General features: G+C 66.9%; 21 protein-coding genes. 5 read left to right on the top strand and 16 right to left on the bottom strand.

Annotated features, from left to right (window positions below):
• The first annotated feature begins 130 nt into the window (after positions 1-130).
• Positions 131-853 (top strand): fumarate/nitrate reduction transcriptional regulator Fnr, encoded by a 723-nt coding sequence (gene fnr, locus AC07OD_RS01840; RefSeq protein WP_218294148.1) that lies wholly within the window; start codon positions 131-133, stop codon positions 851-853.
• A 65-nt stretch (positions 854-918) separates the two neighbouring features.
• Here fnr and AC07OD_RS01835 read toward each other — a convergent pair whose 3' ends face one another.
• From AC07OD_RS01835 to AC07OD_RS01795, 9 genes are all read right to left on the bottom strand, one after another.
• The gene (locus AC07OD_RS01835) at positions 919-1,212 is read right to left on the bottom strand and encodes a hypothetical protein (RefSeq protein ID WP_218294147.1); all 294 of its coding nucleotides are present in this window, start codon (positions 1,210-1,212) and stop codon (positions 919-921) included.
• Positions 1,213-1,263: 51 nt separating this feature from the next.
• Positions 1,264-1,545, bottom strand: coding sequence for a FixH family protein (locus tag AC07OD_RS01830; protein ID WP_369642187.1), 282 nt, complete (start codon positions 1,543-1,545; stop codon positions 1,264-1,266).
• 72 nt (positions 1,546-1,617) lie between these two features.
• On the bottom strand, positions 1,618-3,063 hold the full coding sequence (gene ccoG / locus AC07OD_RS01825) for a cytochrome c oxidase accessory protein CcoG (RefSeq protein ID WP_494594803.1): 1,446 nt from the start codon (positions 3,061-3,063) through the stop codon (positions 1,618-1,620).
• Between the two features lie 88 nt (positions 3,064-3,151).
• Positions 3,152-4,072 (bottom strand): cytochrome-c oxidase, cbb3-type subunit III, encoded by a 921-nt coding sequence (gene ccoP / locus AC07OD_RS01820; protein WP_218294144.1) that lies wholly within the window; start codon positions 4,070-4,072, stop codon positions 3,152-3,154.
• Between the two features lie 24 nt (positions 4,073-4,096).
• Positions 4,097-4,234: a cbb3-type cytochrome oxidase subunit 3 gene (locus AC07OD_RS01815; RefSeq protein WP_010460656.1), complete on the bottom strand. Its 138-nt coding sequence runs from the start codon at positions 4,232-4,234 to the stop codon at positions 4,097-4,099.
• A gap of 12 nt (positions 4,235-4,246) precedes the next feature.
• On the bottom strand, positions 4,247-4,879 hold the full coding sequence (gene ccoO, locus AC07OD_RS01810; RefSeq protein WP_218340799.1) for a cytochrome-c oxidase, cbb3-type subunit II: 633 nt from the start codon (positions 4,877-4,879) through the stop codon (positions 4,247-4,249).
• Between the two features lie 17 nt (positions 4,880-4,896).
• Entirely contained in the window at positions 4,897-6,336 is a 1,440-nt protein-coding gene (gene ccoN, locus AC07OD_RS01805; RefSeq protein WP_218294142.1) for a cytochrome-c oxidase, cbb3-type subunit I, read from the bottom strand.
• 64 nt (positions 6,337-6,400) lie between these two features.
• A complete protein-coding gene (ccoS, locus tag AC07OD_RS01800) occupies positions 6,401-6,538 on the bottom strand; it encodes a cbb3-type cytochrome oxidase assembly protein CcoS (RefSeq protein ID WP_056169616.1) in 138 nt (45 codons plus the stop codon).
• Positions 6,538-8,982 carry a heavy metal translocating P-type ATPase gene (locus AC07OD_RS01795; RefSeq protein WP_494595124.1) on the bottom strand — a complete coding sequence of 815 codons (2,445 nt, stop codon included), beginning with the start codon at positions 8,980-8,982 and terminating at the stop codon, positions 6,538-6,540. The genes ccoS and AC07OD_RS01795 overlap by 1 nt, the downstream gene beginning before the upstream one ends.
• A gap of 107 nt (positions 8,983-9,089) precedes the next feature.
• On the opposite strand from AC07OD_RS01795, the gene AC07OD_RS01790 reads away from it, so the two are divergent.
• Positions 9,090-9,533, top strand: a complete 444-nt coding sequence (locus tag AC07OD_RS01790; protein WP_218294141.1) for a universal stress protein — start codon at positions 9,090-9,092, stop codon at positions 9,531-9,533.
• Between the two features lie 170 nt (positions 9,534-9,703).
• A complete protein-coding gene (locus tag AC07OD_RS01785; RefSeq protein WP_492806317.1) occupies positions 9,704-10,336 on the top strand; it encodes a TetR/AcrR family transcriptional regulator in 633 nt (210 codons plus the stop codon).
• A 55-nt stretch (positions 10,337-10,391) separates the two neighbouring features.
• On the opposite strand, the gene AC07OD_RS01780 is transcribed toward AC07OD_RS01785, so the two are convergent.
• The 6 genes from AC07OD_RS01780 to lgt form a co-directional block, all read right to left on the bottom strand.
• Positions 10,392-11,966: a malonate--CoA ligase gene (locus tag AC07OD_RS01780; RefSeq protein WP_494594799.1), complete on the bottom strand. Its 1,575-nt coding sequence runs from the start codon at positions 11,964-11,966 to the stop codon at positions 10,392-10,394.
• Between the two features lie 62 nt (positions 11,967-12,028).
• A complete protein-coding gene (locus tag AC07OD_RS01775) occupies positions 12,029-12,832 on the bottom strand; it encodes an enoyl-CoA hydratase/isomerase family protein (protein ID WP_494594797.1) in 804 nt (267 codons plus the stop codon).
• Between the two features lie 140 nt (positions 12,833-12,972).
• Positions 12,973-13,986, bottom strand: coding sequence for a Bug family tripartite tricarboxylate transporter substrate binding protein (locus AC07OD_RS01770; protein ID WP_218294137.1), 1,014 nt, complete (start codon positions 13,984-13,986; stop codon positions 12,973-12,975).
• A gap of 209 nt (positions 13,987-14,195) precedes the next feature.
• On the bottom strand, positions 14,196-15,695 hold the full coding sequence (locus tag AC07OD_RS01765) for a malonyl-CoA decarboxylase (protein WP_494595123.1): 1,500 nt from the start codon (positions 15,693-15,695) through the stop codon (positions 14,196-14,198).
• Positions 15,695-16,363 (bottom strand): GntR family transcriptional regulator, encoded by a 669-nt coding sequence (locus tag AC07OD_RS01760; RefSeq protein ID WP_218294136.1) that lies wholly within the window; start codon positions 16,361-16,363, stop codon positions 15,695-15,697. The genes AC07OD_RS01765 and AC07OD_RS01760 overlap by 1 nt, the downstream gene beginning before the upstream one ends.
• A 578-nt stretch (positions 16,364-16,941) precedes the next feature.
• Entirely contained in the window at positions 16,942-17,769 is an 828-nt protein-coding gene (lgt, locus tag AC07OD_RS01755) for a prolipoprotein diacylglyceryl transferase (protein ID WP_218294135.1), read from the bottom strand.
• 212 nt (positions 17,770-17,981) lie between these two features.
• On the opposite strand from lgt, the gene bfr reads away from it, so the two are divergent.
• Positions 17,982-18,452: a bacterioferritin gene (gene bfr / locus AC07OD_RS01750; RefSeq protein ID WP_218294134.1), complete on the top strand. Its 471-nt coding sequence runs from the start codon at positions 17,982-17,984 to the stop codon at positions 18,450-18,452.
• Between the two features lie 87 nt (positions 18,453-18,539).
• Here the strand turns inward: bfr and AC07OD_RS01745 are convergent, their stop codons facing one another.
• On the bottom strand, positions 18,540-19,463 hold the full coding sequence (locus AC07OD_RS01745) for a LysR family transcriptional regulator (protein ID WP_494594796.1): 924 nt from the start codon (positions 19,461-19,463) through the stop codon (positions 18,540-18,542).
• 111 nt (positions 19,464-19,574) lie between these two features.
• On the opposite strand from AC07OD_RS01745, the gene AC07OD_RS01740 reads away from it, so the two are divergent.
• On the top strand, positions 19,575-20,873 hold the full coding sequence (locus AC07OD_RS01740; protein WP_494594794.1) for an SGNH/GDSL hydrolase family protein: 1,299 nt from the start codon (positions 19,575-19,577) through the stop codon (positions 20,871-20,873).
• The last annotated feature ends 41 nt before the right edge of the window (positions 20,874-20,914 follow it).

Here is a 20,914-nt window from a genome sequence, read left to right as displayed (position 1 = left end):
ACATGAATCAAGTGATGGAGTGGCCGGAACAGCGACAATTTGATGCATGTCAGTCGCCTGCCCGCCCTCCAAGAGACTCCCTCTTCGGCCATCGGGCGGTATGCTCGAAACCTAACTCCGCCCTGTGCCTATGAACCCGCTCACCATCAAAGTCGCCTGTTCCAATTGCAACCTGCGCGAGCTGTGCATGCCGGTGGGCCTGAGCGAAGAGCAACTGCACCGCATCGACGAGGTCGTTGCAGTTCGCCGCAAGGTGAAGCGCGGCGGCACGCTGTTTCGCAATGGTGAGTCGTTCACCTCGCTTTATGCCATCCGCACCGGCTTTTTCAAGACCTGCGTGGCCACCGAGGACGGACGCGACCAGGTCACGGGGTTCCAGATGGCGGGCGAGATCATCGGCCTGGACGGCATCGTGAATGACCACCACACCTGCGATGCGGTGGCCCTGGAAGACGCCGAGGTCTGCGTCATGCCGTTTGACCGCATCGAGGAACTGTCCCGCGAGGTCACCGCGCTGCAGCACCACGTGCACAAGATCATGAGCCGCGAGATCGTGCGCGAACACGGCGTGATGCTGCTGCTGGGCAGCATGCGTGCCGAGGAGCGCCTGGCAGCGTTCCTGCTCAATCTGGTGCAGCGCCTGCACGCCCGCGGATTCTCGCAGTCCGAGCTGGTGCTGCGCATGACGCGCGAGGAGATCGGCAGCTACCTGGGCCTCAAGCTCGAGACCGTGAGCCGCACCTTCTCCAAGTTTGTGGAAGAAGGCATTGTCGAAGTCAAGCAGCGCCATGTCCGCATCCTCGAGACCGACGCGCTCAAGCGCATCGTGAACAACCAGTCCGCCTGCCACTGAGCAAGGCGAGCCAGGTCCGCTCGTCCCGGCAACGCCTTGCCACCGGAGCTCGGCCGGTGCGCTGTTCAAGGGCAGGATGATGTCTTTCGGCAATCATCAGGGCGCTCGCCTTCGGGCACGGGGCAGCGGTTGAGTTCAAAGGGCGACATTGCCAGCAGCGTGGTCAACGCGCTGGAGGCCATGGTGATGGCCCAGAACGCAAAGAACGCGAGCGTGTAGACGCCCTGGCGCGACAGGGCCAGCGGCTGCCCGAACCAATGCAGGTCCTGCGGGTCCACCATCGCAAAAACCAGCATCTCCATCGCGCCCGCCATCAGAAAGGCGGGCCATGCAATCCACATCAGGCGTTGCGTCCACATCGGGGTTGTCTCCTGGTAAGGCCGCGCAGACCCGCTGCTCGGCCAGGGGTTTCAGCGTGGCTGGTCCTGAACCGGCGTTGCCGCGTGGTTGCGGCCCTTCATGGCCGGGGCCAGGCTCTTCTCCGGAGCCTCCAGCGTCTTGTTGATTTCGATGCCCTGGCGGTAGTAGTCCTCGGCAATCACGGGGTCTGGCCGCGAAATCGCCAGCCACAGCGTGACAAAGCCCGCCACGATGACGATGGCAGGGCCGGCGATGATCAGCCAGACGTGGCCGAATTTCCACCAGGGCGCAGCGGTGGCGGGGGCGGAGCCGATGGCTGGATTGGATGGCATGGGTGCTTGCTCCTCAAAAATCTTCTCGGTCATACAACGTCCCCGGGGCCGTGCACCGGGGTGCACGTCGCCTCATCGGGGCACCAGGAATACGGACTTCTCGGTCACATGGGCCGCAGCGCCCACCGCCTGCACATCGAACTGCACGGCATGGGAGCCCGGGGGCGCGGAGCCATACGGTATCTGCAGGCGCACGGCCACCCACCGGGACTCCGCGGGGCCAATGTCCACCTCGGCTTCAGAGGCCACCTCCAGCCCGTCCAGGCCGCGGGCGCCGATGCGGTAGCGCTGGGGGCCTTCGGTGGCGTTCATGATCTGCAGGCGGTAGATATTCTCCAGCTTGCCGCCCGCCACGATGCGCGACAGGGCCGCGCGGTCGCGCACCACATCCACCTTGAGCGGCGTGCGGGTGACCAGGCTGGCCATCATGCCCACGCACAGTGCCACCAGCACGGCGGTGTAGATCAGCACGCGAGGCCGCAGGACGCGCCGCAGGATCTGCGACTGGCTCCAGCGCTGTGCCACGCCGTTCTGCGTGGAAAAGCGGATCAGCCCCCGGGGGTAGTGCATCTTGTCCATCACCGTGTTGCACGCATCCACGCACAGTCCGCAGCCAATGCACTCGTACTGCAGGCCCTTGCGGATATCGATGCCCACGGGACACACCTGCACGCACAGGGTGCAGTCAATGCAGTCGCCCAGGCCCTTGGCCTTGTGGTCGATCGTCTTGTTGCGCGGGCCGCGCGGCTCGCCGCGTTCCACGTCATAGCTCACGATCAGGGTGTCCCGGTCGAACATCGCGCTCTGAAAGCGCGCGTAGGGGCACATGTACTTGCACACCTGCTCGCGCATGTAGCCCGCATTGCCATACGTGGCAAAGCCGTAGAACAGCACCCAGAATATCTGCCAGTTGCCCTGCAGCGCCAGCAGTTCCGCGCCGAGCTCGCGGATGGGAACGAAATAGCCCACGAACGTGAACCCCGTCCACAGCGCCACGATGATCCATACCACCTGTTTGAGAAACTTCTTGCGGATCTTCTCGAAGGTCCAGGGCCCGTTGTCCAGCCGCAGCCGGGCACTGCGATCGCCTTCGATCTTGTGCTCGATCCACATGAACATTTCGGTGTAGACCGTCTGGGGACAGGCGAAACCGCACCACAGCCGCCCCGCCACGGCCGTGAACAGGAAAAGCGACAGCGCCGAAATGATGAGCAGGCCCGTGAGATAGATGAAGTCCTGCGGATAGAGCACCAGCCCGAAAATATAGAACCGCCGTGCCCCCAGGTCGAACAGCACCATCTGGCGCTGCCCCCACTCGAACCAGGGAAGGCCGTAAAAGACCAGTTGCGTGAGAAACACCATGCCCCAGCGCCAGCGTGCGAACAGGCCACTGATGGAGCGCGGGTAAATCTTCTTCTGCGCTTCGTACAAGGAGACGATCTCGCCCTCGGACGAGGCATCGGATGCAACCGGTGCAATCGGAATGACCTTGCGGGCTGGCCCGCTGGGTGGCTTCATGGTGGTGTCGACCTATTGGCTTGGTGTGTCTTCAGCAATGGGGCAAAAAACCGGGGGCAGCGCCAGGGGGCGCACCACCCGGCCCGGATCAGCGCACCGCGGCAGCCTGCTTGCCGTTGGACAGGCCCCATACGTACGCAGACAGCACGCCGATCTGCGCTTCCGTCAACTTGTCGGCCTGGGCCGGCATCTGGTTGACCTTGCCGTTGTTGACCATGGCGGTAATGGCCGCCTCGCCCCAGCCATGCAGCCAGACGTCGTCGGTCAGATTGGGGGCACCCAGCGCCTGGTTGCCCTTGCCGTCCATGCCATGGCAGGCCGCGCATGCCGTGAACTTGGACTTGCCCAGCGAAGCACGCAGCGAATCGTGCGGGCTGCCCGACAGGCTCAGCACATAGTGCGACAGGTTGCGCACGTCTTCGGGCGTGCCCACTGCGGCCGCCATGGGAGGCATGTTGCCCACACGGCCCTTCTCGATCGTTTCACGGATCTTCTCGGGCGCCCCGCCATGGAGCCAGTCACCGTCCGCCAGATTGGGGAAACCCTTGCTGCCGCGCGCGTCGGAACCATGGCACTGAGCGCAGTTGTTCATGAACAGGCGCTCGCCAATGGCCTGGGCCTGCGGGTCCCTGGCCACGTCTTCCGGCTTCATCGAGGCGAAACGGGCATACAGCGGCTCCAGTTCAGCCTTGGCCTTGGCCATCTCGGCTTCGTATTCGCCCTTCTGCGTCCAGTTCAGCTTGCCGGTGAAGCTGCCAAGGCCTGGGTAGGCGGCCAGGTAGCCGAAGCCGAAGACGATGGTGATGACGAACAGCCAGACCCACCAGCGCGGCAGGGGGTTGTTCATCTCGACCAGGTCCTCGTCCCAGACGTGGCCCGTGGTGTTGTCGGCCGTGGCCATCACCTTCTTGCGGCCTGCCATCCAAAGCAGGATGCCGCAGGCGATGATGCCGACCAGGGTCAGCGTGGTCACAAAGACCGACCAGAAATTGCTGGTGAAGTCACTCATGGGGTGTTCTCGTTCTGGTGGGGGTCAATCTTGTTCAAAGGGCAGCCGAGCGGCCTCGTCAAACCGGGCCTTGTTGCGGCCCCGGTAGGCCCAGACCCAGATGCCGACGAAGCAGGCCATCGAGGCCAGCGTGGCGACGATGCGCATGGTGGTGATGTCCATTGCGAACCTCCTTTACTTGAGCGCACGGCCCATGACTTGCAGGTAGGCGACCAGCGCCTCCATCTCGGTCTTGCCCTTGACGTCGGCCGCGGATGCCGCGATCTGCTCGTCCGTGTAGGGCACGCCGACGGTGCGCAGCGCCTTCATGCGCGGCGCAACGCTCGCGGGGTCCACCGCGCTCTTTTCCAGCCAGGGATAGGCGGGCATGTTCGACTCGGGCACCACGTCGCGCGGGTTGTTCAGGTGGATGCGGTGCCACTCATCGCTGTACTTGCCGCCCACGCGGTGCAGGTCGGGTCCGGTGCGCTTGCTGCCCCACTGGAAGGGATGGTCGTACACGAACTCGCCCGCCACCGAGTAGTGGCCGTAGCGCAGCGTCTCGGCGCGGAAGGGGCGGATCATCTGCGAATGGCAGTTGTAGCAGCCCTCGCGGATATAGATGTCGCGGCCCACCAGTTGCATGGCGTTGTAGGGCTCCACACCCTTGACCGCCTCGGTCGTGGATTTCTGGAAGAACAGTGGCACGATCTCCACCAGGCCGCCAATGGCGATCACGAGCAGGATCAGCACGATCATCAGGAAGTTGTTGGTCTCGACTTTCTCGTGGGAGAAGCCGGTCGAAGAAGATGGATTGTTGTTGGACATGGGTTATCTCCTTCGGCTCAGGCGTGCGCCGCATTCACGGCGGGAATGGCAACCTTGACCGAACGGCCCGAGATCGCTGTCACCCACACGTTCCAGGCCATGACCACCATGCCCCCCAGATACAGCAGGCCGCCAGCCACACGGATCACATAGAAGGGGTACGTGGCCTTCACGCTCTCGACGAAGGTGTAGGTGAGCGTGCCATCGGGATTGATGGCGCGCCACATCAGGCCCTGCATCACGCCAGCGATCCACATGGCGGCGATGTACAGGACGATGCCGATGGTGGCCATCCAGAAGTGCAGCTCGATCGCCTTGATGGAGTGCATCTTCTCGCGGCCGAACAGGCGGGGAACCAGGTAGTACAGCGACCCCATCGAGATCAGGCCCACCCAGCCCAGGGCGCCGGAGTGCACGTGGCCCACGGTCCAGTCGGTGTAGTGGCTCAGGGCATTGACGGTCTTGATGGACATCATCGGGCCCTCGAACGTGGACATGCCGTAGAACGACAGCGACACGATCAGGAAACGCAGGATCGGGTCGTCGCGCAGCTTGTGCCAGGCGCCGGACAGCGTCATCACGCCGTTGATCATCCCGCCCCAGCTGGGGGCCAGCAGGATCAGCGAGAACACCATGCCCACCGATTGCGTCCAGTCGGGCAGCGCGGTGTAGTGCAGGTGGTGGGGACCGGCCCACATGTAGGTGAAGATCAGCGCCCAGAAGTGGACGATGGACAGGCGGTAGCTGTACACCGGACGGCCTGCCTGCTTGGGGATGAAGTAGTACATCATCCCGAGGAAGCCCGCCGTGAGGAAGAAGCCCACGGCATTGTGGCCATACCACCACTGCACCATCGCATCCTGGACGCCCGCATAGGCCGAGTAGCTCTTCATGAAGCCGGCGGGAATCGCTGCGCTGTTGACCACATGCAGCAATGCCACGGCCAGGATGAACGCACCGAAGAACCAGTTGGCCACATAGATGTGCTTGACCTTGCGCACACCGATGGTGCCGAAGAACACGATGGCGTAGGACACCCAGACCAGCGTGATCAGGATGTCGATGGGCCATTCAAGCTCGGCGTACTCCTTGCCGGAGGTGTAGCCCAGCGGCAGGCTGATGGCGGCGGCCACGATGACCAGCTGCCAGCCCCAGAACGTGAACGCCGCCAGCGGCCCGGCGAACAACCGGACCTGGCTGGTGCGCTGCACCACGTAGTAGCTTGTGGCGAACAGCGCGCAGCCGCCAAACGCAAAAATCACCGCGTTGGTGTGCAGGGGGCGCAAGCGCCCGTAGCTGAGCCAGGGTATGCCAAAGTTGAGTTCAGGCCAGGCCAGCTGGGCGGCGATGATGACGCCCACCAGCATGCCAACCACCCCCCATACCACGGCCATGATAGAAAACTGCCGCACCACCGTGTCGTTGTAGTGCGCAGCATTTGTTTTTGGAGAATCCATCGGGCACCTCTTTGTATTGCAGTAAGAGTTTGTTGCAGCCAGCTTTTCAGGGCATTGACACAAGTCAATCGTCTCGGAGAATCCGTTCACCTTCTTGCTCGACGCTCTCGAACTGGCCGTGATGGACCGCCCACCACAGTCCTGCAAGAACCATCAAGACCAGCACCACGGACAGCGGAATCAGCAGGTACAGAATGTCCATCAGGCGGCCTTCAGCGTTGTCTTGGTGATTTCAATGGCCGGAGCACCCTCTGGCGGCAGCGGCGCCGCGCCCGAGGAAGACAACGGCGGAAGATCTCGTGCAAGGCGCGCGGCATTGAGGACCACCAGCAGCGAACTCAGCGCCATTCCCAGCCCGGCGAGCCAGGCGGGCATGAAACCCGCCACGGCCAATGGAACACACAGGGCGTTGTAGCCCGCGGCCCACCACAGGTTCTGGCGCACCACATGCAGGGTGCGCCGCGCCAGCAGCACCGTTTGCGGCACCAGCGCCAGGCTGTCGCCCAGCACGACAAAATCGGCCTGCGCCTGCGCCAGCGGCACGGCGCGGCCAAACGCGAAGGACACATGGGCACCTGCCAGCACCGGGCCATCGTTCATGCCATCGCCCACCATGGCCACGTGGTGGCCGCCGGCCTGCAGCGCCTGCAATGCGGCCAGCTTGCCCTGGGGCGTGCACTCCCCCGCCGCCTGCGCTATGCCCGCCTGCGCAGCCACGCGCCGCACCGACACGGCCCGGTCACCGGACAGCAACTGCACCGCCAGGCCGGCATCCGCCAACGTCGTCACCACGGCCGGGGCCTCGGCGCGCAGAGCCTCCACCAGGTCGAAGCGCGCCAGTTCCAGCACCCGCCCGTCGGGGCGCTGTTCCGACAGCACCACCTGCAGTGCGGCGCCGTCCTGCGGCGCCACGCCCGCATGGCGGGCGGAGCCCAGCCGGAACGTGCGGGCAGGCTCCGCGCCCAGGCCATCCCGCGCCACGGCCACCAGGCCGAGCCCGGCTTCCTCCTGCAGGCCGCTCACGATCCAGCGCCCGTCGTCCTGCGCGCCAGCGGCGGCCACCACGGCGCGCGATGCGGGATGCATCGATTGGCGCGCCAAGGCGGACGCCAGCGCCAGCGCGCCCCGTGCCGCCCATCCTTCGGTGGTATGCACGGCTTGCAATGCCATGCCGTCCCGCGTGAGCGTGCCGGTCTTGTCAAACACCACGGTATCCACGCGGGCCAAGGCCTCCAGGCCCTGCAGGTTGCGCACCAGCACGCCATGGCGCGCCAGCGTGCCCGCCGCCGTGAGCATGGCGACCGGTGTGGCCAGGGACAGCGCGCAGGGACAGGTGACGATGAGGACCGCCACCGCCACCATCAGCGCATGGCCAGGATCGGAGGGCCACCAATACGCGGCCGCCAGGGCCGCGGCCGCGAGCACCGCCACCAGGAACGGCCGCGCGATGCGGTCGGCCAGTTGTGCCAGCCGGGGTTTCTGCAGCGACGCGCTTTCCATTAAGGCCACGATCTGCGCGAAGCGCGTCTGCCCGCCCGTGCCCTCCACCTGCACCTCCACCGGCGCCTGCAGGTTGTAGCTGCCGGCCGTGACCACGCTGCCCACGGGCCGCGTCACCGGGGTGGACTCTCCCGTCAGAAGGGATTCGTCGGCCTGGGTGCTGCCCCGGGTGATGCGCCCATCGGCCGGAAAGGCCTCCCCCGGCAGCACGCGGATCGTGTCCCCCACGGCCAGGCGGCGTGTGGCCACGCGCACGAAACTGCCATCCGCCGAGCGCCGCTCCACGCTGTCGGGCAGGCGGTTCATCACGGCTTCCAGCGCGCCGGCAGTGCGGTCGCGCAGGCGCAGCTCGAGCCAGCGCCCCGTGAGCAGGAAAAAGACGAACATGGTCAGCGAGTCGTAGTACACCTCTTTCCCGAAGATGCCCGTGGGGTCGAAGGTCCCGGCCGTGCTCACCGCGAAAGTGATGGCCATGCCCAGCGCCACGGGCAGGTCCATGCTCACGCGGCGCAACCGGATATCGCGCAGCGCGCTGGAGAAGAAGGGTCCGCACGCAAAGACCACCATCGGCAAGGTAATGACCCAGGAAGCCCAGCGCAGCAGCTGCTCCATCTCCTGCGTGAGGTCGCCCGGCTGTGCCACATAGGCCGGCCACGCGTACATCATGACCTGCATCATGCAAAAACCCGCCACCAGCCAGCGCCACAGCGCGCGGCGGCTCTCGCGCAGGCGCTGCTCGCGTGCAAAGGCGTCCATGGCGGGCATGGCGCGGTAGCCGGCCTTGTGCACTGCTTGCATCCACTGCGAGGGGCGCACCTGCGCCGGGTGCCAGACCACGCGCGCGCGCCGCGTGGCGGCGCTCACATCGGCCTGCTGCACGCCCGGCACGGCGCGCAGCGCGTCTTCGATGGTGAGCGCGCAGGCCGCGCAGTGCATGCCCTCCAGCACCACCTGGGATTCCCAGGCGCACGCGGCAAGGTCCGCGGGAGCACCACCCGCCTGAGCACACGGGCGGCCGAATGCCGACCATTCCTGCGGGTCGTCCAGCAGCACGGCCTGCGGAGCGGGCGCGGCCGCCGGCCACGCGTCCGTCCCGGCATCTGTCTGATGCACCGGGGATGAGGCCGGCGCACCGGGTCCAAACATTGACATGGTTCAAGCCTATCGTGAGGGCCCGGCAGGTACATTGACCTGGATCAAGCCCCGGAACATGATTGATCCTAAGCTTGTTCCATCACTTTGAGGAGCCCTTTATGTACAAACGCATCCTGATTGCCACGGACGGTTCGGCCCTGTCGGACAAAGCGGTGGAGCACGGCCTGTCCCTTGCAGCCCTGTCGGGCGCCACGGTGGTGGCCCTCAAGGTCGTGCCACGCTATCCCCGCAGCTACTTTGAAGGCGGCATGCCGGTCGACATGAGCGACGTCAAGCGCATCGAGAAACAGTGGGGCGACGCCGCGCAGGCCATGGTCGATGGCGTCAAGACCGAAGGCATCGCCCAGGGCGTTGCCGTGAAGGCCGTCATCGCCAAATCCGATCTCGTCGCGGAAGCGGTGATCTCCGCCGCCAAGAAACACAAGTGCGACCTGATCGTCATGGCATCGCACGGCCGCAAGGGGCTCAAGCGCCTGCTGCTGGGCAGCGAAACCCAGCATGTGCTCACGCACTCGCACATCCCCGTGCTGGTGCTGCGCTGAGCACAGGGCAGAGGCCCCGCCGCGCGGGCCTTGCCCAACGGCAGGGTCGGACCCACGGCCGTGGCCCTGGCCGCCCCCGCGGAGCGGGCTGAAGGCACGCGGCGCATGCAGGCCTGCCGGCAACATACAGGTCTGTATCACATCTCCGCGCGATGTGGGAAAATCTGCGCATGAGACCACCTGGAACCCGTGACGGCACCCCGTCCTCGCGAGCTGCCTCCTCCGCCACGCCCGCGGCCATGCCGCCCGGCGATGTGCAGCAACGCATCCTCGACACCGCTTCCCAGCTTTTCTACAACGAGGGCGTTCGCGCGGTGGGCATCGACCTGATCATCGAGCGCGCGAAGATCGCCAAGACCAGCCTCTACCGCTACTACCGCACCAAGGATGACCTGATCGCGGCCTTCCTGGAGCGCGAAGACCGCGAGTTCTGGCAGCAATGGGACGACGTTGTCTCAACGCACGGCCCCGATCCCGCGGCGGAGCTCGACGCCCTGCTCCAGTGGGTGGGCGAGCGGGTGGCCCGCCCGGGCTACCGGGGATGCCCCCAGCTGAACGTGGCCGCGGAATTCGCGGACCCCGCGCACCCTGCCCGCGCCATCTCGGCCCGCCACAGGCTGGAGCAGCGCAAGCGGCTTTCGGCGCTGTGCCGGCGGCTCGGTGTGAAAAAGCCGGACGTGACCGCCGCCCAGCTCTCGCTGCTCGTGGATGGCGCGTTCAGCAGCGGCGCGCTGCTGCTGGGCGACAGCGCGGCCAAGGCCCTGCGGGCGGCCGGACGCGCCCTGGTCGGCGGCGGGCACTGACTGCGGCGGGCAGGTGCCAGCAGGCCGCGCCTGCGGCAGCCGCCAGCCCACGGGGTCAGGAAAACAGTGCCTTGTGCTGCTCGCGCAGAAGGTTCTTCTGCACCTTGCCCATGGTGTTGCGCGGCAACTCGTCGGCCACGAAGCAGCGCTTGGGGATCTTGAAGTTGGCCAGCTGTGACTTGAGCCGCGCCACGATGGCCTCGCCGTCGAGCTTCACGCCCGGCTTGGCGATGACCACGGCCACGCCCACTTCGCCGAAATCCGGGTGGGGCACGCCGACCAGGGCGCTTTCGGCCACGCCGGGCATGTCGTTGATGTAGCCCTCGATCTCGGCGGGGTAAACGTTGTAGCCGCCGCTGATGATCAGGTCCTTGCTGCGGCCCACGATGCTCACGTAGCCGCGCTCGTCCACCTTGCCCACGTCGCCAGTCTTGAACCAGCCGTCAGGCGTGAACTCCTCGGCCGTCTTCTCGGGCATGCGCCAGTAGCCCTTGAACACGTTGGGGCCTTGCACCTGGATGTTGCCGATCTCGCCCACGGGCAGCGGCTTGTTGGCATCGTCCACCACACGCAGGCCCACGTCGGGGAGCGGGAAGCCCACGGTGGCGCCGCGCCGCTCGGTCTGGCCGGCATGGCGCGCATCGGCCGCGTAGGGGTTGGAGGTGAGCATGATGGTCTCGCTCATGCCGTAGCGCTCCAGGATGGTGTGGCCGGTGCGCTGCTGCCATTCGTTGAAGGTCTCGATGAGCAGCGGCGCCGAGCCCGCGACGAACAGGCGCATGTTCTTCGCCGCCTCCTTGGTGAGGCCGGCCTCGCCCAGCAGGCGCACGTAGAGCGTGGGCACGCCCATGAAGACGGTGGCGCGCGGCATGGCGGCGAGCACGGCCTTGGGGTCGAATTTGCTGAACCAGATCATCTTGCTGCCATTGATCAGCGCGCCGTGGATGGCCACGAACAGGCCGTGCACGTGGAAGATGGGCAGGGCGTGGATCAGCACGTCGCCACGGCCATCAGGCCCTCCGGTAGCCGTCCAGCCCCAGTACTCCTTGAGCACCTGCGCGTTCGACAGCAGGTTGCCGTGCGTGAGCATGGCGCCCTTGCTGCGGCCCGTGGTGCCGCTGGTGTACAGGATGGCGGCCAGGTCATCGGCCGCGCGCTGCACGGGCGTGTGGCTGTCGCCATGGTGCGCCGCGCGCTCCAGCAGGCTGCCGGTGCGGTCGTCGCCCAGGGTAAAGACGTGCTGCGTGCCCAGCGTGAAGGCGATCTTCGACACCCAGCCGAAGTTGCCCGGGCTGCACACCACCACCGCAGGCTCGGCGTTGCCGATGAAGTACTCGATCTCGGCGCTCTGGTAGGCCGTGTTGAGCGGCAGGAACACGTAGCCCGCGCGCAAGGTGGCGAGGTACAGCAGCATGGCTTCGACCGACTTTTCCACCTGCACGGCCACGCGGCTGCCCTCGGGCAGCTTGAGCGAGGCCAGCAGGTTGGCGATGCGCGCGCTGGCATGGTCCAGGTCGGCCCAGCTGTAGTGCAGCGGGGTGCCGTCGGGCGCCGTGGTTTCCACGGCGGTGCTGCCCAGGTCGGAGGGAAAGGCTGCGCGCAGGGCGCTGAAGAGGTTGTGTTGGCTCATGGCAGTTGGGCGGGGTTGCAAATGGTCAGATCCACAAGAGGAATGGAAATGGGCAAGGCCCATCAAAACAGGGGGGCGCGTTTTTCAAGGAACGCAGTGATGCCTTCGCGGTGCTCGGCGTTGTCCGCGTACGCATAGGGGTCAGGCGCATCGTTTGCTATATCTTTAATAGCTGATTGCGCATTTACAGCAGGCGCCACAGGCACTTTCAATGCCCGAAATGTCTGTTTGTTCATGCGGGCGGCCTGGGGTGCCAGCGCGGCAATGCGCTGCGCGCTGCCCACCGCCTCGGTGGCCGTCCTGTCATCGGCCACCACGCGGCTCAGGAAACCGCGCGCCAGCATGTCGGCGGCGCTGAAGGTGGCGGCTTCCAGCAGCATCTGCCGGGCCGTCACATCGCCCACGGCGCCGGCCACCAGCTGCGCCTCGCGGGGGGCCATGGGGAAGCCGAGCTTGGCGATGGGGGCGCCAAAGCGGGCCGTGCCGCCCGCGATGCGGATGTCGCAGCAGCTGGCGATCTCCACCCCGGCACCCATGCAGGCCCCGCTGATCTGGGCCACGATGGGGACGTCGCACAGGAGCATGGCGCTCAGCCCGCCCCAGACGTCGTTCTCATGGAAATCGCGCAAGGCCGCGGTGTCGAAGCGAAAGCCCGGGTACTCCGAAATGTCGCCCCCCGCGCAGAACGCATCGCCCTCGCCGGCGATGAGCACGCAGCGCACATCGCTGCGCCGCTGGATGTCTTGAAACACCTCGCGCAGTTGCCGCCACATGCCCCGCGACATCGCGTTCAGCCGCCCGGCATGGCGCAAGGTGACATGCACCACGCCACGCTCACCGGCATCCATCAACACTTCACCTGACATATTCGTTGCCCATCACGTTTGCAAAGTCCACGCCCCACAACAACTGGCGCAACGCCATCGCCAGTGCCACCGTGGAACTGGCTCTGCCAGGCCACGGGTGGCGTCCCCCTCAGGGGGATGGCGCGAAGCGCCTCAGGGGGTCAATCAAGTTTCGCGCCAGAAGCCTTCACCACCGCCGCCCAGCGCTTGACCTCGCTGCTGACCATGCCGGCGAACTGCTGCTGCGTGAGGCCGCCGTATTCGGCGCCATTGCTGGCCCAGATGGTCTTGAGCTCGTCGGCCGCACCGAGCTTGCGGATCTCCTCGACGATGCGCGCCTGGACATCGGCCGGCGTTCCCTTGGGCGCCCACAGGCCATACCAGGTGGTCACGGTGTAGTCGGGCAGGCCCACTTCGGAAGCGCAGGGCACGTCCGGGAAGGCCGCGTTGCGCTTGGAGCCGGACACCATCAGCGCCTTGATGCGCCCCGCCTTGATATGCGCGGCCGACGAACCCAGGCCATCGAACATCATGTCCACCTGCCCGCCGATCAGGTCCTGCAGCGCAGGGCCCGCGCCACGGTAGGGGATGTGCGTGATGAAGGTGTTGGTCTGCTGCTTGAACAGCTCGCCCGCCAGATGGTGCGATGTGCCCGCGCCCGCCGAGCCGTAGTTGAGCTTGGCGGGGTTGCGCTTGACATGGTCCATGAACTGCTGGAAGTTGCCCACCGGCACGTTCTTCGGGTTGACCACCACCACCTGCGGCACGTTGGCCAGCAGGTACAGCGGAATGAAATCCTTCTCGATGTCGTAGTCGAGCTTGGGGTACATCGACGGGGCGATGGCGTGGTGCACCGCGCCCATGAACAGCGTGTACCCGTCGGGCGCGGCCTTGGCGGCAAAACTGGCCCCCACGGTGCCCCCCGCCCCGCCCCGGTTGTCGATCACCAGCGTCTTGCCGGTGGCGCGGGAAAACTGCGCGGCCAGCGGCCGCGCGAACGCATCGGTGCCGCCTCCGGCCGGAAAGGGGACGACCAGGTTCACGGGCTTGGAGGGCCAGGCGGAGGCCTGCGCCCAGCTGCCGCCGCTGCCCAGGCCCAGGCCCGCTGCCGCCGCTGCGGCCAGCAGGCTGCGGCGCTGCACCGCTCGGTCGTCGATTCGCATGTTGTCTGTCATTTCCTTGTCTCCTGTCGTCGTTGTAAAAATGGAAACCGGTCCGTGGCGTGCGATCGGCCATCGGCCACCGGTTGCTGCCTGCACTTCTACCAGAAAGACGCCGCGCCCCGGGCGCCACGCCTGCCAGGCGGGCAGGTCAGCCGCCTTTCGGCCCCCGGCCCACCGGCCCAGGGCCAAAACAGTGCCGCCCGCCGCGCGGGCGGCACGGATCAATCACCACGGCACAGGCTGTCGATGTCCCCCGACACCGGCACCTTGCCCTGCGCAAGCAGGCTGCGGTGCTTGTCGATGCGCTTGAGGTCATACAGATAGTTCACCATCAGCCCGTACGACTGCTTGAGCCCCTTGCCGGAAGGATCGCCCGCCCAGTTCAGCCGTTCAACCCGCGCGCCGTTGCCCAGGTGAAAGCGTGCCACCGGGTCGACCGGCTTGCCTTCGTGCAGTTCGCGCCCCAGGTAGCGGGCGGCGCATTCCAGCAGCATCTGGCGCACGGGCGATTTGGCGTCAAGCTCCAGGGCCTTGTCGATGGCGGCCAGCAGGTGCGTGGGCTGCGGGGGCTCGAAGCCCACCGCGCGGCCCAGCTCGGCGCGGCGCTTGTCATCCAGGCGCTCGAGCATTGCGCCCGCGTGCTTGCCCAGCCACGAGCGGAAGCCCGGAATGGGCGACAGCGTGGCAAAGGTGCGCAGCCGCGGGAACTCCGCGGTGAGCGTCTCCACCACGTGCTTGATGAGCGAATCGCCAAAGCTCACGCCGCGCAGGCCCGTCTGTGTGTTGCTGATCGAATAGAAGATCGCCGTGGTGGCCCGGGAGATGTCCACCGGCGCGGCCGCCTCGTCCAGCAAGGGCGTGATGCTGGCAGAAATCTTGTCCACCAGCGCCACCTCCACGAAGATCAGCGGCTCGTTGGGCAGGCGCGGGTGAAAGAAGCCGTAGCAGCGCCGGTCGCTGTCGAGCCGGTTCTTGAGGTCCGCCCAGCTGCGGATGTCATGCACGGCCTCGTACTTGATGAGCTTTTCGATCAGCGAGGCCGGCGAATCCCACGACAGGCGGCGCAGCTCCAGGAAAGCCACGTCGAACCAGGTGGAGAACAGGTGTTCCAGCTCCGCATCCAGCGCCAGCAGGCGCTTGTCGGCCTTGAGCAGCGGCAGCAGCTCGGCCCGCATGTCCACCAGGAAGCGCATGCCCTCGGGAAACACGGAAAAGCGCTGCAGCAGCCGGGTGCGCGGCGACACCAGCGCGCGGCGCAGGCTGATCTCGGCCTGCCCCTCTTCGGCCGTGCCCGCCGCGGCCTCGTAGCGCTGGCGGGCCGACTTGAAGCGCGTGGCGTCGGGCGCGAACTGCTCGCACATCAGGAGCCACATGTCGCGCCGCTCCTCGGGCTCGGCCCTGGCATACCACTCGGCCACCGCGTGGGCGCGGCGCCCGCCCTCGAGCTCACTCACCTGCGGGGCCACCACCTCCTGCAGGTCCGCCAGCAGGCGGCGCAGCGCGCGCGGCGACAGCGCCTCCTGCCCGCGGCGCAGCGTCGCCTGCAGACGTTCGTGCGTGGAGCGCGGCACGGCCACCTTGGCCACCACATCCGTCACCGACTTGTCGATGGCGGCCCTCGCGGGCTTCTCGCCGGACTTGTCGGCCGCCTTGTCCGTGGCAGGCGCGGCGGTGCGCAGGCGGGACACGCTGCGGGCGATCCATTCGGGGGTACTGTTCATCATGGTGTCAGCCTCGATTGCTGGTTGCGGGCAACGTCGCGCAGCGCATCGCGCTGGCGCAACAGGTGGGTGCGCATGGCCTCCTCGGCAGCGTCGCAGTCGCGCGCCTTGAGCGCGGCGAACACGGCCAGGTGCTCGGCCAGGCTTTGCTGCAGGCGGCCCGGCGCATGCAGCGTCTGCAGCCGCGCCAGCCGCAGGATCTTGCGCAGGTCGCCGATCACCTGCGCCAGCCAGCGGTTGTCCGCCAGCGTGATGAAGGCCTCATGGATCGCGTAGTTGGCTTCGTAGTAATCGGTAAGGAGTCCGTCCGAGGCGCATTGCTGCAGGCGCTCGTGCAGCACCTCCAGCGCCGCGACGTCGGCGGCGCCCGCCTTGCGGGTGGCCTCGTGCGCGGCCCGCCCCTCCAGCAAGGCGATCACCGGGAACAGGTCGTCCAGGTCGCGTTCGGAGATCTCTGCCACGAAGCACCCCCGGCGCGGCTCGTGGCGCAGCAGTCCCTCGGCCACCAGCACCTTGAGCGCCTCGCGCAGCGGCGTGCGCGAAATGGCCAGCCGCTCGCACAGCGCCGCCTCGTCCAGAAAACTCCCCGGCGGCAAGGCCCCGGCGAAGATCTGCTCGCGCAACCGCGAGGCGGCTTCGTCGTGCAATGAGTTGGGAATCGGGCGCATGGTGCGGGTGAACTCCAGTGGCAGAGGCTGCACAGTCAGATTCTCTGACGCCTTTGGCCGCCAACACGCCGCCAAAAGCTCACAAATACCTGGCTTTCTCTGATTTCTACGTAATTTCTCATAATTATGAAAAATTACAAGACCTGAAACGTCCAATTCGTTGAATTTCGCAAAAAAATGCGGGCCGGTGGCTCCCACACCACATCCGCGCGCACTCAGCGGGCCATCGGGACACGCTGGAAGAGGTCACGGAGAAGCCAGGCGCTTCGCGCACATCGGGATGACGTTGGCGGGGCTGCCCGCCCCCAGTGGCAAGGCCTGCACGGCCGCCGGACTCACCGGAAAACCGGTGCCCCAGGCCCTGCAGGACGCGCCGCGCGCATGGCACGGGTTCGGGTTCGGCGCCAGCCAGGGCCCCGCCGGGAAGGAGCGCCCTGAGGAAGGCTGCGGAAGAAGCCGCGTGCGCAAGCCCGCCACCCCGCGATACAGGCTGCGGGATGTGCAGCCGGCCACAGCCCGCTGTTTGCTATATTTTCAATAGCTGCCAGCGCTTGATCATCAAGCGTCAGAAGTATTTTTTACTTGAAACCGGGCACGGGGGCCGGCTGCCGCTGCGCCCACAGCCACAGCGCGACGCCGGCGACGATCATGGGCACGCAGAGCCATTGGCCCATGCTCATGCCCAGCGACAGGACGCCCAGGAAGGCGTCGGGCTCCCGGAAATACTCGGCGATGAAGCGGAACGCGCCGTAGCCCACAAGGAACGCCGCCGCCACCTGGCCCTGGCGGCGCTCCTTGCGCGCATAGAGCCACAGCAGGATGAACAGCAGCAGCCCTTCCAACAGGAACTGATAGATCTGCGACGGGTGGCGTGGCTGCATGGAGCCGCTGTGCGCGAAGACCATGCCCCACGGCAGGTCGGGGCTGGAAAAGCGGCCCCACAGCTCGCCGTTGATGAAGTTGCCGACCCGCCCCGCCGCCAGCCCCGTGGGCACGCAGGGCGCCACGAAGTCGGCCACCTGCAGCCACGGACGCTTGCGCGAATGGGCAAACCACAGCATCGCCGCGATCACGCCCAGCAGCCCGCCGTGAAAGGCCATGCCCCCCTGCCACACCGCGAAGATCTCCAGCGGATGGCTCAGGTAGTAGCCGGGCTTGTAGAACAGGCAGTAGCCCAGGCGCCCACCGACCACCACGCCTGCCACGCCGAGGAACAGGATGTCCTCCACATCCTTGCGCGTCCACGCGCCGGGCCCCGTGATGGACGCGAATGGCGGGTGCCGCAGCCGGGCGATGCCCAGCAGCATGAACAGCCCGAAGGCCGCCAGGTAGGTCAGGCCATACCAGTGGATGGCCAGCGGGCCCACTTGCAGGGCGACGGGATCGATGTGGGGGTAGATCAGCATTTGGGCGGTATTGTGCCCGCGCGCCGTGGCGGAGGGCAGCCGGCAGCCCCGCGGGGCGTGGGGGCAGCCGCGGCGCGGGCCGCGCGCCCCATTTGCGCCCCAATGAGAACGCTTCTGATCCCGGTACGCATGCAGAGCGGCAAGCCGGGGGCATTGCCCACAAAGGCCACGGTCCGCGCGATACTCCCCACCAGAAATTCAAGGATAAGAACATGCAGGGAAACCCACAAGTCGTCGAGTATTTCAAGGATCTGCTGCGCGGCGAGCTGGCCGCGCGCGACCAGTATTTCGCGCACTCGCGGATCTACGAGGACCAGGGCTTCGTCAAGCTCTATACCCGTCTCGACCACGAGATGCAGGAAGAAACCCAGCATGCCGACGCGCTGCTGCGCCGCATCCTCTTCCTGGGCGGCCGCCCCGACATGCGCCCCAAGGAATTCACCCCCGGCGAGACCGTGCCCGAGATGCTGCGCAAGGACTTGGCCACCGAGTACGAAGTGCGCGCCGCCCTGCAAAACGGCATGGCCCTGTGCGAAAGCGTGGGCGACTACGTGAGCCGCGACCTGCTGCTGGCCCAGTTGCGCGACACCGAGGAAGACCACGCCTACTGGCTCGAAAAGCAGATCGGCCTGATCGACAGGATCGGCCTGCAGAACTACCTGCAGTCACAGGCATCGGCGTAGGAACCTGTTCAAGGCCTTTTCGGCCTAGAACAACTCAAAGGATTGCCATCCCGGCAGGCCGTGCCCGGCCGCAGCATGCGGCGCGCCTCATGAACGAACTGACTGCGCGCCGATGTCGACCCGTTCGGCAAGGAAATCCAGGAAGGCGCGCACGCGCAGCGGCAGGTAGCCTCCCTGGCCGACGAACACGGCATGCACTTCCTCCAGGTCGCCCGGATTGGATTCCTCCAGCACGGGCCGCAACCGGCCTGCCGCCAGGTCGTCGCGGACCTGGAAGGCGGCCAGGCGCGCCAGCCCCAGGCCGGCCAGCGCCAGGTGGCGCAGGGCTTCACCGTCGCTGGCCTGGGCATTGCCCGCCACCGGAACCACCACGTCCACACCGTTGTGCCGCAGCGGCCAGCCGGCCTGGGCGCGCACGTAGCTGGTGCCCAGCCGGTTGTGCAGCAGCAGATCATCCGCCGCCGCCGGCATGCCCTTGCGCTCCAGGTAGCCGGGCGCGCCAACGATGACCATGCGCGTCTGACCGAGCTTGCGCGCCATCAGGTTCGAGCTCTTGAGCGGGCCCGCGCGCACGGCCACGTCGGTGCGCTGCTCCAGGATGTCGATGACTTCATCGGTCAGCACGATGTCCAGGGTGACATCGGGACAGCGCTCAAGGAACTGCGGAACAAGCGGCAGCAGGAAATGGTGCCCGAACGGCACGTTCGCGTTCACCCGCAGCCGCCCGCGCGGCGCGGCGTGCGCATTGGCGCAGCGCTCGGCCTCGTCCAGATCGGCCAGGATGCGCACGCCACGCTCGTACAAGGCACAGCCCTCGGGGGTGAGCTGGAGCTGCCGCGTGGAGCGGTTCACCAGCCGCGTGCCCAGGCGTTGCTCCATGCGCGCGACCAGCTTGCTCACGGCAGAAGGCGTCATGCCGCAGGCACGGGCTGCCGCGGAAAACCCGCCCAGCTCGATGACACGGACAAATACCTCCAGTTCGCCGGAGCGATTGACATCCAGACGGGCCATCGCGGCTTCCTCGGTGAATTCAAATCACAAATGTTCTTCCGGGGAGAAGTCTAGTTTATTCATGTCTTTGAATTCATCATTGAATCTTACAAAGCCAATGAATTCAACAATATGAAAACCCTCCCTGCCCTCTCGGCGTCGGCGCTGCTGGCCATTGCACTTTCGGCTGGCGCGGCCGCGCCCCACGCTCCAGCGCCTGTCCGTGCGTCCACCTGGGTGGCAACCTGGGGCGCCAGCCCCCAGCCTGCCTGGGGACCGGACTTCCTGTTCCCCACCCACCTTCCGCCGGTGCTGCATGGCCAGACGGTGCGGCAGGTGGCGCGCGTCAGCCTGGGCGGGCCCCGCGTGCGCATTGTGCTGTCCAATGCCTACGGCCGGCAGCCGGTGGCGCTGGGCAAGGCGACGGTCGCGCGGCCAGCTCCCGGCGGGGCCGTGTTGGCAGACAGCCTGCACACCGTCACTTTTGGCGGCCAGGAGGCGGCGACGATCCTGCCCGGCGCGTCGCTGGTCAGCGACCCCGTGGGGCTGGCCGTGCCCGCGCTGGCGCAGCTTGCGGTGAGCCTGTACCTCCCCGATGAAACGCCGGTGAGCACCTTCCATTGGGACGGACGGCAGACCACCTGGATCGCCCCCGGCGACCAGGCCACCACCCCGGAGCTGGTCGCCGGAGGCGCAGCGGTGCAGAGCACCACGGCGCGCCCGCTGCTGGCGGGCATTCAGGTGGAAGCCGCACCGGCCGCGCGCGCGGTCGTCGTGATCGGGGACTCCATCACCGACGGGGCCACCGCCAGCCTGGACAAGGACCGCCGCTGGCCGGATTTCCTGGCCACCCGCCTGGCGCCGCACGGGGTGGCGCTCGTCAATGCCGGCATTTCCGGCGCCCGCCTGCTGTCCGACGGCATGGGCGCCAATGCGCTGGCGCGGCTGGAGCGCGACGTGTTGGCCCAGCCTGGCGTGCAAAGCGTCATCGTGATGCTGGGCATCAACGATATCTCCTGGCCGGGCACCGCGTTCGCCCCGGCAAGTCCCCGGCCGACGCTGCAGGCGCTGGCGGCTGGCTACCGCCAGCTGATCGCGCAGGCACGCGGCCACGGGCTGAGGGTGATCGGCGCGACGCTCACACCGTTCGAGGGTGCCTTGCCTGGCACGCCGCTCAGCAACTACCACCATCCCGACAAGGACGCACTGCGCCAGCAGGTGAACGACTGGATCCGCCACGGCGGCGCATTCGATGCGGTGATCGACTTCGATGCGGCGCTGCGCGACCCGGCCCACCCTGCCCGCATCGCGGCGCGCTTCGATTCAGGCGACCGGCTGCATCCGGGCGATGAAGGCAACCGCGCGATGGCCGAGGCCGTCGATCTGAGCGCCGTCCTGCCCGGCATCGGCGCACCGCCGTCCCCGCGCTGAATCGCCTGGCGACTGCCCCGGCCCCGGTGCGAACGCCGGCG

The sequence above is a fragment of the Acidovorax sp. GW821-FHT10E03 genome (assembly GCF_059415205.1).
This window is presented reverse-complemented; position numbering and strand designations above follow the sequence as displayed.